The organism is Alsobacter sp. (genome assembly GCF_059501845.1).
In genome coordinates, this window is record NZ_JCACDK010000004.1 from 20,265 (window position 1) to 32,892 (window position 12,628).

At 68.9% G+C, this 12,628-nt stretch carries 10 protein-coding genes; 2 read left to right on the top strand and 8 right to left on the bottom strand.

What is annotated here, in order from left to right:
- The 7 genes from hflX to dusB all read right to left on the bottom strand — a co-directional run.
- The coding region (hflX, locus tag AC5JCN_RS04800) for a GTPase HflX (RefSeq protein ID WP_495753890.1) at positions 1-735 on the bottom strand (735 nt) is incomplete at its 3' end.
- 4 nt (positions 736-739) lie between these two features.
- The gene (gene hfq, locus AC5JCN_RS04805; protein ID WP_068184459.1) at positions 740-988 is read right to left on the bottom strand and encodes an RNA chaperone Hfq; all 249 of its coding nucleotides are present in this window, start codon (positions 986-988) and stop codon (positions 740-742) included.
- A 209-nt stretch (positions 989-1,197) separates the two neighbouring features.
- Positions 1,198-2,565: a nitrogen assimilation response regulator NtrX gene (gene ntrX / locus AC5JCN_RS04810; protein WP_495753891.1), complete on the bottom strand. Its 1,368-nt coding sequence runs from the start codon at positions 2,563-2,565 to the stop codon at positions 1,198-1,200.
- Entirely contained in the window at positions 2,562-4,817 is a 2,256-nt protein-coding gene (locus tag AC5JCN_RS04815; protein ID WP_495753892.1) for a sensor histidine kinase NtrY-like, read from the bottom strand. The genes ntrX and AC5JCN_RS04815 overlap by 4 nt, the downstream gene beginning before the upstream one ends.
- A gap of 164 nt (positions 4,818-4,981) precedes the next feature.
- On the bottom strand, positions 4,982-6,430 hold the full coding sequence (gene ntrC / locus AC5JCN_RS04820; RefSeq protein WP_495753893.1) for a nitrogen regulation protein NR(I): 1,449 nt from the start codon (positions 6,428-6,430) through the stop codon (positions 4,982-4,984).
- A 25-nt stretch (positions 6,431-6,455) separates the two neighbouring features.
- The gene (locus AC5JCN_RS04825) at positions 6,456-7,550 is read right to left on the bottom strand and encodes a two-component system sensor histidine kinase NtrB (protein ID WP_495753974.1); all 1,095 of its coding nucleotides are present in this window, start codon (positions 7,548-7,550) and stop codon (positions 6,456-6,458) included.
- 65 nt (positions 7,551-7,615) lie between these two features.
- The gene (dusB, locus tag AC5JCN_RS04830; protein ID WP_495753894.1) at positions 7,616-8,638 is read right to left on the bottom strand and encodes a tRNA dihydrouridine synthase DusB; all 1,023 of its coding nucleotides are present in this window, start codon (positions 8,636-8,638) and stop codon (positions 7,616-7,618) included.
- 163 nt (positions 8,639-8,801) lie between these two features.
- Here dusB and AC5JCN_RS04835 point away from each other — a divergent pair, with 163 nt between their 5' ends.
- Positions 8,802-10,007 (top strand): bifunctional 2-C-methyl-D-erythritol 4-phosphate cytidylyltransferase/2-C-methyl-D-erythritol 2,4-cyclodiphosphate synthase, encoded by a 1,206-nt coding sequence (locus AC5JCN_RS04835; protein WP_495753895.1) that lies wholly within the window; start codon positions 8,802-8,804, stop codon positions 10,005-10,007.
- A gap of 2 nt (positions 10,008-10,009) precedes the next feature.
- Entirely contained in the window at positions 10,010-10,504 is a 495-nt protein-coding gene (locus AC5JCN_RS04840) for a CinA family protein (protein WP_495753975.1), read from the top strand.
- A gap of 18 nt (positions 10,505-10,522) precedes the next feature.
- Here AC5JCN_RS04840 and AC5JCN_RS04845 read toward each other — a convergent pair whose 3' ends face one another.
- Positions 10,523-12,628, bottom strand: coding sequence for a fused MFS/spermidine synthase (locus tag AC5JCN_RS04845; protein ID WP_495753896.1), 2,106 nt, complete (start codon positions 12,626-12,628; stop codon positions 10,523-10,525).

A 12,628-nucleotide genomic window follows, 5' to 3' on the forward strand; every position in this document is an offset into this window, starting at 1 on the left:
GAACAGGGTCGACTTGCCGGCATTGGTGTAGCCGACCAGCGCGACGACCGGATACGGCACGCGCTTGCGGCTGGCGCGGTGGAGCCCGCGCGTGCGCTTGACGCTCTCCAGATCGCGCTCGATCTTGGTCATGCGCTCCTGGATGATGCGCCGGTCGGCCTCGATCTGGGTTTCGCCAGGCCCGCCTAGGAAGCCGAAGCCGCCGCGCTGGCGCTCCAGATGGGTCCAGGAGCGGACGAGCCGGCTCTTCTGGTAGTTCAGATGCGCGAGCTCGACCTGCAGCGTGCCCTCGCGCGTCCGGGCGCGCCGGCCGAAGATCTCGAGGATCAGCCCTGTGCGGTCGATCACCTTGCAGCCGAAGGCCTTCTCCAGATTGCGCTGCTGCACTGGCGAGAGCGCGCAATCCATCACGACGAGGCCGATCTCCTCGATCCCGATGCGCTCGGCGATCTCCTCGACCTTGCCCTTGCCGAGATAGGTCGCCGGCCGGAACGCCGTCAGCATGACCTGTATCGGCTCGACGACCGTCAGGTCGATCGCGGCGGCGAGGCCGACAGCCTCGTCGAGGCGGGCCGCGAAGGAGCGCTGGTTGGTGTCGGCCTGGCCGGCGGCCGCGCGCCGCTGCGCATAGGGCCCGACGACATAGGCGCGCGTGTTCGCCGCGATCTCGCGCTCGATCTCGTCGAGCGGCTTCGCGACGGTCGTCTCCCCCTCGGCCTGCTTGCGGCCGGACATGCGGTCAGGACTTGTCCGTGTCCTCGGGCTCGAAGAGCTGCACGGGATGGCCCGGCATGATCGTCGAGATGGCGTGCTTGTAGACGAGCTGGGAATGGCCGTCGCGGCGCAGCAGCACGCAGAAATTGTCGAACCAGGTGACGACGCCCTGCAATTTCACGCCGTTGACGAGGAAGATCGTCAGCGGGATTTTCTGCTTGCGGACATGGTTGAGGAAGGTGTCCTGAAGATTCTGTGCCCGCTCGGCGGCCATGGGTAACCCCTGTTGTTGGGATCGCTCTCGGGTTCAAGCCCGCGATCCAATTCGTTCCGTTGCGCGTGCAGGACCATGCAACGCTCTCGGAACACCGATCTTCCAATACATCGTCGAGTTGAACGACAAAGCAAGGGTCATACCGCCTGCTCGGTGCGCATCCAGCCTGCGTGCAGTGCAACACGACATGCGGCGGGCGCGTGACGCCCTCACCCCACGCCGAGCGACTTCAGCTTCCGGTGCAACGCCGAGCGCTCCATGCCGATGAACTCGGCCGTGCGCGAGATGTTGCCGGAGAAGCGCGCGATCTGCGCGATCAGGTACTCGCGCTCGAAGATCTCGCGTGCGTCGCGCAGCGGCAGGCTCATCAGCCGTTCGCCGCCGGAGCCGGACGGCGTCGTCGGCACCATGGCGCCGACCTCGGCCGGCAGCATCTCGACGGTGATGTCGGCGCTCGGATCGCCCTTGGTCAGGATCATCAGGCGTTCGACGTTGTTGCGCAGTTCCCGGACGTTGCCCGGCCATTCATGCGACTGCAGCACCGCCATCGCATCCGAGCCGATCCGGCGCTTGGGTAGGCCGGTGCCGACCGATATCTGGTCCATGAAGAACTCGATCAGTTCGGGCACGTCCTCGCGCCGCTCCGACAGCGCCGGGATCCTGACCGGCACGACGCTGAGGCGGTGGTAGAGGTCCTCGCGGAAGTGGCCGTCGGCGATGAGCTGAGCGAGGTCGCGGCTGGTCGACGAGATGATCCGGACGTCGACATGGACGCGGGTGGCGCCGCCGACACGCTGGAAGTTCTGGTCGACCAGCACGCGCAGGATGCGGTTCTGCGTCTCGCGCGGCATGTCGCCGATCTCGTCGATATAGAGCGAGCCGCCATGGGCCTCCTCGAGCGCGCCGACGCGGCGCGTGCGGCCCTCGCCGCTTTCGACGCCGAAGAGCTCTTCCTCCATGGTTTCGGGCGTGATCGTCGCGGCGTTGATGACGATGAAAGGTCCGGAGGATCGGGCGGAAGACTCGTGCAGGGTCCGGGCCGCCAGCTCCTTGCCGCAGCCGGGCTCGCCGGTGATCAGAATGCGCGCATTGGTCGGCGCGACGCGCTCGATCGTCTGGCGCAGCTGGTTGACCACCGTAGAGCGGCCGACGATGCGGCTCGCCTGGACCGAGCCCTTCTTCAGCTCGCGCACCTCGCGGCGCAGGCGAGACGCCTCCAGCGCCCGCTCGGCCACCAGCACGAGCCGGTCGGCCTTGAACGGTTTCTCGATGAAGTCGTAGGCACCGCTCTTGATCGCCGACACCGCGGTCTCGATGTTGCCGTGGCCGGAGATCATCACCACCGCGAGGTCGGGGTGGCTCTCCTTGACCAGAGCCAGCACCTGCAGGCCATCGAGGCGCGAGCCCTGCAGCCAGATGTCGAGAAAGACGAGATTCGGCCGGCGCGCGGCGATCGCGGCCAGTGCCTCGTCGGCAGACCCGGCCTTGCGCGTGCGGTAGCCTTCGTCCTCCAGCAGGCCCGACACCAGTTCGCGGATATCGACCTCGTCATCGACGACCAGAATATCGGCGCTCATACGGCCATCCCATCATGCTTGTGGTTTTCGGCGAGCACTGCCCTGCCGGGCGCCTCGTCCTTCGCGGTCGGCTCGTCCGCCGGTCCGGTCTCGGGGAACCAGAGCCTGATCCGTGCCCCGCGCCGGCCCTGATCGGCGTCGGGCCGGTCGAGCAGCTCGATGCCGCCGCCATGGTCCTCGAGGATCTTGCCGACGATGGCGAGGCCGAGCCCCGTGCCGCCCTCGCGCGTCGTCATATAGGGCTCGAGCAGCTTCTGGCGCTGGTCGGCCGGCAGGCCCTTGCCGTTGTCGATCACATCGATGACGATGCGGCCGTCCTCGCGCCGCTCGAAGGCGACCTCGATCGCGCCCGGGCCGCGCTCCTCGCTCGGCACGGCCTCGATCGCCTCGGTCGCGTTCTTGATGACGTTGGTCAGCGCCTGTGAGATCAGCCGGCGGTCGAACAGCGCCGGCACCGGCTCGGCCGGCAGGTTCTCCGAGATCGCAAGCTCCGGATTGCCGACCCGCATCAGGAAGACGATCTGGCGCACGGTCTCGACGATGTCCTCGCGTGCCGGCTGCGGCTTCGGCATGCGGGCGAAGGACGAGAACTCGTCGACCATGCGGCGGATGTCCTCGACCTGGCGGACGATCGTGTCGGTGCACTGGTCGAAGACGTCCTTGCCCTCGGTGATGACGCGCCCGAAGCGGCGCTTGATGCGCTCGGCCGAGAGCTGGATCGGCGTCAGCGGGTTCTTGATCTCGTGCGCGATGCGGCGGGCGACGTCGGCCCAGGCGGCGGTGCGTTGCGCCGAGACGAGATCGGTGATGTCGTCGAGCGTCACCACGAGCCCGGCGCCGGCGCCTTCGCCCTCGCGCACGGCCCGGACATTGACCATGCGGTCGCGGCCGCCGCGCGTGATCGCGACCTGGTCGGAACTCTGGCGCTGGCGATTCTGCAAGGCGTCGGCGACGAAGGCCGCGATCTCGGGCGCGACATTGGCGATCGGCTCGCCGAAGACCCGCCGGCCGGTCCCCAGCAGGCTCTCGGCCGAGCGGTTGATGATGGTGATGTGGCCGTCGCTGTCGAGGCCGAGCACGCCGGACGAGACGCCCGACAGCACGGTCTCGGTAAAGCGCCGGCGCCGGTCGATGACCTCGCTCGCGGTGACGAGCCCGTCGCGCTGCCGGCGCAGTTCCGCGGTCATCTTGTTGAAGGTTTCGCCGAGATGGGCGAGGTCGCCCTCGGCCCGGCGGATTGGCACCTGGACGTAGAAGTTTCCGCTGGAGACCTGGTCGGTGGCATGGATCATCCGGCGGATCGGGGCGACGAGGCCGTTGGCGAAGCTCAAGCCGATCCACACCGCCGAGAGCAGCAGGATCACCGAGATCAGCGCATACATCGAGGCGAAGGCGATCTGGACGCCCTTCCGGCGCTGGTCGATGTCGAGATATTCCTGCGCCGCCCCGCGCGCGATCGCGGGCGAATCGACGGCAAGCGCATCGACCTCGCGGGCGACGTGGAGAAAAGCGTTGTCGTAGCTCGGCAGCTTAACCAGGGCGCCGAAGATGCGGCCGGCCTCCGGCACGATGCAGATCGGTTCCGGCGCCGATTGCGCATCGTCGAAGGCCGCCTGGTCGGGTTTGGGCGGATCCCTGATCACGTCGATGCCGGCCCGCGCCAGCGTCTTGTCCGGCGGCTGGACGACCGCGGCGACCGGCAGGCCGAGCGCGGTCGCGCGCGCCGTCAGGAAGCTGTCGAACCATTTGCGGTCGACATCGAAGGCCGGCTTCGCCCGGACCAGATCGTCGGTCAGGATGCGGATCTCGCGGCCGAGCGACTTGCACTGGCTCGCGGCGAAGGCGTCCGAGACCTCGACGGATTTGAAGATCGCGTCACGCATCCGGTCCGAGAACCATGGTTCGAGGCCGCGCTCGATCGTCACCGTCGCGATCACGGCGACGAGGACGGCCGGCAGGGCCGCGATGATGCTGAACAGGCCGACGATGCGCACATGCAGCCCGGCCGCAGCAGCACCCGCGCGCCGCGCCCGGATCAGCACGGCGAGCTCGAAGGCGACGATCAGCAGCAGCAGCAGGATCAGGAGGGCGTTGCCGACGAAGACACCGATGACGACCTCGTGCACGGGCACGATCGGCGTCGCGCCCGAGAGCACCATGAAGGTGAACAGCGCCGAGACCAGCGCGAAGGCGACGACGATGGCGCCGAGCCAGCCGGAGACGCGGCGTGGCGCATCTTCGCCGCGCGGCATGATCCGGGCTTCACTGACCGAGGCTGACACGAGCGACAAACCAATCCTTGCGTCGCCGGTTCCCTCGCAAGGGCCGGCGTTCGGCGCTTCTGATGCGCCAACGCAACGGTGTTGTCAAAATGTGACATGGGAAAGGCGAGACCTTGCGGTCTCGCCTGAAACGCTCAGCGCGGCGAGCGCACCACCTGCATGTCGAGCTCGCGGATCTTCTTGCGCAGCGTGTTGCGGTTGAGCCCCAGTAGCTCCGCCGCCCGGATCTGGTTGCCGCGCGTCGCCGCCAGAGCCGCGGCGATCAGCGGCGGCTCGACCTCGCGCAGGATGCGGTGATAGAGGCCGGGCGGCGGAATGTTGTCGCCGAAGCCGCCGAAATACTGGCCGAGATGGCGCTCGACCGAACCCGACAGGGTCTCCGGCCGCTCCGCCGAGGCGCCGCTCGAAAAACCGGTGCTGGCCGAGGCCGGCTGCAGCTCCGCTTCGACGATCGGCGCCGTGATCGTCTCCTGCGGATAAAGCGCCGCCAGGCGACGAACGAGGTTCTCGAGTTCGCGGACGTTGCCGGGCCAGCGATAGCGCCGCATCACGTCCATCGCTTCCGAATCGATCTGCTTGCGCGGCAGCCCCTCCTTCTCGACCAGCGAGAAGAAGTGCCGCACCAGATCGGGAATGTCCTCGACCCGTTCGCGCAAGGGCGGCAGCCGGATCGGCACGACGTTCAGCCGGAAGAACAAATCCTCGCGGAACAGTCCCTGCGCGATCGAGATGCGCAGGTCCTTATTGGTCGCGGCGACGATGCGGACATTGGTCTTGATCGGCGTGCGCCCGCCGACGGTGGTATACTCGCCCTGCTGCAGCACGCGCAGCAGCCGGGTCTGCGCCTCCATCGGCATGTCGCCGATCTCGTCGAGGAACAGCGTGCCGCCCTCGGCCTGCTCGAAACGGCCGGACGAGCGCGTCAGCGCGCCGGTGAATGCACCCTTCTCGTGGCCGAACAATTCGGATTCGATCAGATCCTTCGGGATCGCGGCCATGTTGATCGCCACGAACGGCCCATTCTTGCGCTTGCCGTAATCGTGCAGCGCCCGCGCCACCAGTTCCTTGCCGGTGCCGGATTCGCCGTTGATCATCACGGTGAGGTCGATCGGCATCAGCCGGGCGAGCGCGCGGTAGACGTCCTGCATCGCCGGAGAGCGACCGATCAGCGGAATGTCGTCGGGCTCGGCCGCATGCGAGCGCGCGCCGTCGCCGCGCGGCCGCGACAGCGCCCGCCCGACGATCGCGACCAGCTCCTTCAGGTCGAAGGGCTTCGGCAGATATTCATAGGCGCCGCGCTCGGAGGCCTTGATCGCGGTCATGAAGGTGTTCTGCGCGCTCATCACGATGATCGGCAGCTCGGGCCGCACGCGCTTGATCCGCGGCAGCAGGTCGAAGGCGTTGCCGTCCGGCATCACGACGTCGGTGATGATCAGGTCGCCGAGCCCCTGCGCGGCCCAGGTCCATAGCGTCGCCGCCTGGCCGGTGGTCCGAACCTCGTAGCCCGCCCGCGCGAGGGCCTGATTGAGAACGGTGCGGATCGCGGCGTCGTCATCCGCGACGAGAATGTTACCAGTGGGCATTCACTCGGTCCCGTAGGCCTTCTTTTCAGTCCGCCAGCCGCGCACGCGGCTGGTGCAGCGGCAGCAGAAGTCGAAACACAGTCCGGCGCGGCACGGATTCGCATTCGACGATTCCGCCGTGATCGCCGACCACCTTGGCGACAAGTGCAAGTCCAAGGCCACTGCCCTGCGCCTTGGTGGTGACGAAGGGATCGAACAGGTGCGGCAGCAGGTCGGAGGGCACGCCCGGCCCGTTGTCGCGGATGCCGATCTCGAGCGGCAGCGCGATCCGCCCGGGCGCGCCGGCGAGCTGCATCCGGATGCCGGGGCGATAGGCCGTCGTCAGCATGATCTCGCCGTCGATCGCTTGTGTTCCAATGGCTTCGGCGGCGTTCTTCACCAGATTGAGCAGCACCTGGACGAGCTGGTCGCGGTTGCCGGAGACCGGCGGCAGCGACGGGTCGTAGACCTCGTTGAAGCGGATGTGGCGGGCGAAGCCCGACTGCGCCAGCCGCTTCACATGGTCGAGCACGTCGTGGACGTTGACCGCATCGCGCTCGCTCGGCCGCTCGTCGCCGAAGAGCTCGACCCGCTCGACCAGCTTGACGATCCGGTCGGTCTCCTCGCAGATCAGCTGCGTCAGCATGCGCTCGCCGTCGGGCACCGAGGCTTCGAGCAGCTGCGCGGCGCCGCGAATGCCGGAGAGCGGGTTCTTGATCTCGTGGGCCAGCATGGCGCCGAGCGCCGTGATCGACCGGGCTGCCCCGCGATGGGTCAGCTGTCTGTCCATTTTTTCAGCAATTGTCCGTTCTTGAAGCATCAGCACGACCGCATCGCCGTGACTGGGCAAGGGCGAGGCAAAAACATCGACGATGCGCTCGGTCCCGAGACGCGGCGAGCTGAGGTCCAACCGGTATTCGCTGACGCTTGCGCCGCGGCGCTGCACGTCCTCGACCAGGCCGAGGATCGGCGAGCCAAAAGGGATCAGGTCGTCGAGGCGCTGGCGCTTCAGCACCACGGCGCTCGACTGGAAGAAGTCTTCCGCCGCGATATTGGCGTAAACGACGCCATTGCCCTCGCCGACCACGACGACGGGCATGGGCAGCACGTTCAGGGCCTGGATTTCGATGGCGTCGAGCATGAACCCGTCCGTGCCCCTGCCGTCGCCCTCCACAAACGCCATTGCCATACGCAACATTCCTTCGCTCACGCCGCGACGCGGTCGCACTCGCTCGAAAACAGCTCCGCGAGGGCGCGAAGCACCGTCGTGGGGTCGTCCGATGTCAGCATCTCGCGCCGCAGTGCCGCATCGGGCCTGCAGCCGCTCGCCTCGGCCTCGTCGGCATAGGCCGCCAGATGCTTGCGCGCATGCCGCACGCCATGGGCCGTGCCCATCAGCGCCAACAGGCCTTCATAATGCTCGCGCGCCACGGCCGCCTTCTGCGGGATCGACAGCGTCGGAACCGCCCTGCCGGCGAGGCCGGCCCCGATCTCACCGACCAGCCAGGGCCGCCCCAGCGCCGCACGGCCGACCATGACGAGGTCGGCGCCGGACTGGGCGAGGCAGGCTCGCGCATCGGCGAGGTCGTGGATGTCGCCATTGGCGACGAGCGGGAAATCGCCCTGCTCGCGCACGGCGCGGATCGCCCGCCAGTCGGCGCTGCCCTTGTAGAATTGCTGGCGGGTCCGGCCGTGCACGGTGATCAGGGCCGCGCCCGATGCAACCGCGCGCCGCGCCAGTTCCGGCGCATTGCGCGAGGCGTCGTCCCAGCCCAACCGCATTTTGACCGTCACCGGGACGCTCACGGCGGCGACCGCCGCCTCGACCAGCGCGACAGCATGGTCGAGATCGCGCATCAGCGCCGAGCCGGCCCAGCCGCCCGTGACCTTCTTGGCCGGGCAGCCCATATTGATGTCGACGACGCCGGCGCCGTTCGCCTCGGCAAGCCGCGCCGCCTCGCCGATCCAGTAGGGGTCGCAGCCGGCGAGCTGGACGACATGCGGCGAGATGCCGGCGCCCTCGGCCCGGATCCGCGCTTCCTCGCTGCCGCGGACGAACTCGTCCGAGGCGACCATTTCGGAGACGACGAGACCCGCGCCGAAGCGCGCGGCGATGCGGCGCATGACGATGTCGGTGACACCCGACATCGGCGCCAGGATCGCCCGGCTCGCCAGCGCGACACCGGAACCGATTGCCGGCTCAACGCCCGATTTTGAGGCAATTGCCATTATGCATATTTATTGGACAATGCTGCGGTGGCGCAAGAGAAAAGCGCAATTTGATGCGATGCAACATCGTCGCAGGGTGAACGGCGCCGAAGGCCGGGTCACGAAGCGCAGCTTGGCGATAGCCCGGCCAGCGACTATCAGCAAATCCTTTCAGGATGGACCCGTGTCAGCGACAGCAGCCGAAATCCGTCCCGTCGTCGTCGCGCTGATCGTCGCGGCTGGACGCGGCACGCGCGCCGGCGCGGGCATGCCGAAGCAATACCGGCTGCTCGGCGGCCGCCCCGTCCTTGCGCAGACGCTGGCGCCTTTTTTGGCCGACCCGGCGATCGCCGGTGTCACCGTGGTGATCGCGCCCGGCGATGAGGCAGCCTATGCACAGGCCGTCGGCGCGAACCCGGACGACAGGCTCGCCGCTCCTGTCCTGGGCGGCGCCTCGCGGCAGGAATCGGTGCGCAACGGGCTCGAAGCGCTCGCCGCCGCAGGCTTCGCCGGGCATGTCCTGATCCATGACGCGGCGCGCCCTTACGTCTCGCCGGAGCTGATCGCGCGCGCCGCCGCGGCGCTGGGCGGCTGCGACGCGGCCGTGCCGGCCCTGCCCGTCACCGACACGATCAAGCGTCTCGACGAGACCGGCCGCATCGTCGAGACGCCACGGCGCGACCGGCTGGTCAGCGTGCAGACACCGCAGGCCTTCCGTTTCGCGCCGCTGCTTGAGGCCCATCGCGCCGCCGCCGCCGCCGGCCGCGACGGCTTCACCGACGATGCGGCCCTGCTAGAATGGGCGGGCCAGCCCGTCGCGACCTTCGCCGGGGAGACCGCGAACGTGAAACTCACCCATCCGCAGGATTTCCGGCCGGGCGGCACTGAGCCCACGCTCGTGACCCGGGTCGGGACCGGCTACGACGTGCACGCCTTCGGCCCCGGCGACCATGTCTGGCTCGGCGGCGTCCGCATCGCGCATGAGCGCGGCGTCCTCGCCCATTCCGACGGCGACGTGGCGCTGCACGCCCTGACCGACGCGCTGCTCGGTGCCCTGGCCGAAGGCGATATCGGCACGCATTTCCCGCCGAGCGATCCGCAATGGCGCGGTGCCGCCTCGCTGCAGTTCCTCGCCTTCGCGGCGGAGCGGGTCGCGGCGCGGGGCGGCCGGATCGATTTCCTCGACCTGACCATCGTCTGCGAGGCGCCGAAGGTCGGCCCGCATCGCGAGGCGATCCGCAGCGCGATCGCGGCAGGCGCCGGGGTCGCGATCGACCAGGTCGCGATCAAGGCGACGACGTCGGAGAGGATGGGTTTCACCGGCCGCGGCGAGGGCCTCGCCGCGCTGGCGACGGCGACGATCCGCCTGCCGGAGATCGAGCGAACATGACGATGGACAGCGAGATCACTGAGCTGGCGCGCCGCGTGCTCGCCGCCTGCCGGCAGGCCGGTTTCACAGTTGGCACGATCGAATCCTGCACCGGAGGGCTGGTCGCGGGCGCTCTCACCGCCATTCCCGGCTCCTCCGACGTCGTCAATGGCGGGCTCGTCACCTATTCCAACGCCGCCAAGACCGGGCTCGCCGGCGTCCCGGCCGCACTGATCGCGCAGCATGGCGCCGTCAGCGAGCCGGTCGCCCGCGCCATGGCCGAGGGCGGCTGGAGCCGGCTCGCGGCAAACCTCGCCGTCGCGATCACCGGGGTCGCCGGGCCCGGCGGCGGCAGCGCCGAGAAACCCGTGGGCCTGGTGCATTTCGCCTGCGCCGCCGGCCACGGCACCATGCATCGCGAAATGCGCTTCGGCCCGCTGACGCGCGACGAGATCAGGCGCCGCTCGGTCGTCGTCGCGCTGGAGATGCTGCTCGCCGCCGCCGAGGATGCGGTCTGAGCGGCGAACCCGCTCCCGTCAGCGCCAGATCATCCGCCAGATCGCGCCGACGATGTCGGCATAGTCGTCGCGCCAGGCCCGCGCCGGCCCCGGCCCCGCCTGCCTGACCCAGCCCTGCCCGGCATCGAGGCCGGCATCCTGCGGACGGCGCGCGATCACCGCGACATAGGGCGAGGCCTTCAGCTGCGCCTGCAGCTCGCGCGTCGGCGTCGGCTGGCGCAGCCAGGTCGAAAAGCCTTCGGCATGGGCGGTCGCGGTGACGACCGGGCCGAGCTCCATGTTGCGGTTCGAGATGTGCAGCAGCACCACGCCGTCCGGCTTGAGCTTGGCCCGGTAGAGCGCGATCGCCTCGGTGGTCAGCAGGTGCACGGGAATCGAATCCGACGAGAAGGCGTCGACGACCACGAGGTCGAGCGAGCCGTCGCGGGCATCGGCCAGCGTCAGCCTCGCATCGCCGAGCACGATCGGCATGCCGGGCGCGCAGCCGGCCATGAAGCCGAAACGGGCCGGGTCGGTCGCGAGCTTCACCACCAACGGGTCGATCTCGTAGAAGGTCCAGCTCTCGTTCGGCCGGACCTGGCAGGCGAGCGAGCCCGTGCCCATGCCGACCGCCGCGACCGCCTCGAGCTTGCCGCCATGCGCCGCCCGGACCGCGTCGATGCCGTCGACGATGCCACCGCCGCGGAAATAATAGGTCAGCGGTTCCGGCACGCCGGTCGCAGCCGTGCCGTCGGCGTTGCGCAGGCGCTGCGCGCCATGGATCGTGCTGCCATGGACGAGCTGGCGGAAGGCACCGTCGGCGGTCTCGACGACGCGGTGGACGCCGAAGAACGAGCGCAGCATGTCGGTGCGCCGCTGCTCCTGGCCGATCAGGATCAGCACCAGCGCGACGCCGATCAGCGAGGCCGCGATCTTGAAGAAGCGCGACATGTGTCTCGTCACGACATCGAGCCGGACGACGAGGCTGATCACCAGCAGCAGCGGATATTCGAGGATCGAGTTGAACAGAACCGGCGCGAGCAGCCCGCAGAACAGGCCGCCGAGCACGCCGCCGAGCGACATCCAGAAATAGAATGCCGTCAGGTCGGCCGCGTCGGGCCGGCGCCGCGCCAGTTCGCCATGGAAGACCATGGCGGTCGCGAAGAACAGGGCCAGGTGCAGCAGCAGCGTCACCAGCCAGCCCGAGGACGGCATGACGACATTCGCCACCAGCAATGCCGCGAGCCCGAGCTGCGCATGCTGCATCCAGCGATGGCGCAGGATCGGCCGGCGCTGGAACACGATCACGAAGGTCAGCAGGAACAGCGCCAGCGGCACGACCCAGAGCAGCGGCGCCGCCGCGATGTCGGTCGAGATATGCGCGGTCACCGCGACGAGCAGGCCGGACGGCACGAAGGCATACCCGACCCAGACCAGCTTGCGCCGCAGCGGGATTGTGCCCGGCTGGGCGACTGCAGCAACGCCCGTGCTCTCGGCACCGCCGAGGCTCGCGCCGGCGCAGCCGGCGATGCAGGCAAGCAGCAGGCCGAAGGCCCAGGTCCAGGACGAGGCCTGCGCCGACAGCGTCAGCACGGGCTCGATCAGGAAGGGATAGGCGACGAGCGCGAGAAAGCTGCCGATGTTCGAGGCGGCATAGAGGAAATACGGGTCGCCGGCATGGGCATGGCCCGAGCGCGCGAACCAGGCCTGCAGCAGGGGCGCGTTGGCCGCGACCGCGAAGAAGGGCAAGCCGACCGAGGCCGCAAACAGCGCCACGAGCCAAGCGATCTCGCCATCCTGCGGCGGCCGCTCGAAACCGGACGCGATGCCGATCGGCAGCGCGGCGACCAGCACCAGTGCCATCACCGCGATATGGATCAGCGCGGCGCGACGGACGTCGAAGCGGCTGGTCAGCCAGTGCGCATAGGCATAGCCGGCCAAGAGCACGCTCTGGAAGAACACCATCGCGACCGACCAGACGCCGGGTGAGCCGCCGAGCTTGGGCAGCACCATCTTGGCGAACATCGGCTGGATGCCGAAGAGCAGGAAGGACGACAGGAACAGCGTGCCGGCGAAGACCGGCAGCGTCGCTGCGAGATAGCGCGCCCGGCCGCGGCCCGCGGCGACGTTCGAGACAGTGTCCAT

Coding starts and splice junctions, on each gene's coding strand:
- hfq (WP_068184459.1), bottom strand. CDS start 988: ATGGCCGCCGAGCGGGCACAGAATCTTCAGGACACCTTCCTCAACCAT.
- ntrX (WP_495753891.1), bottom strand. CDS start 2,565: ATGAGCGCCGATATTCTGGTCGTCGATGACGAGGTCGATATCCGCGAA.
- AC5JCN_RS04815 (WP_495753892.1), bottom strand. CDS start 4,817: ATGCCGCGCGGCGAAGATGCGCCACGCCGCGTCTCCGGCTGGCTCGGC.
- ntrC (WP_495753893.1), bottom strand. CDS start 6,430: ATGCCCACTGGTAACATTCTCGTCGCGGATGACGACGCCGCGATCCGC.
- AC5JCN_RS04825 (WP_495753974.1), bottom strand. CDS start 7,550: ATGCTCGACGCCATCGAAATCCAGGCCCTGAACGTGCTGCCCATGCCC.
- dusB (WP_495753894.1), bottom strand. CDS start 8,638: ATGGCAATTGCCTCAAAATCGGGCGTTGAGCCGGCAATCGGTTCCGGT.
- AC5JCN_RS04840 (WP_495753975.1), top strand. CDS start 10,010: ATGGACAGCGAGATCACTGAGCTGGCGCGCCGCGTGCTCGCCGCCTGC.
- AC5JCN_RS04845 (WP_495753896.1), bottom strand. CDS start 12,628: ATGGACACTGTCTCGAACGTCGCCGCGGGCCGCGGCCGGGCGCGCTAT.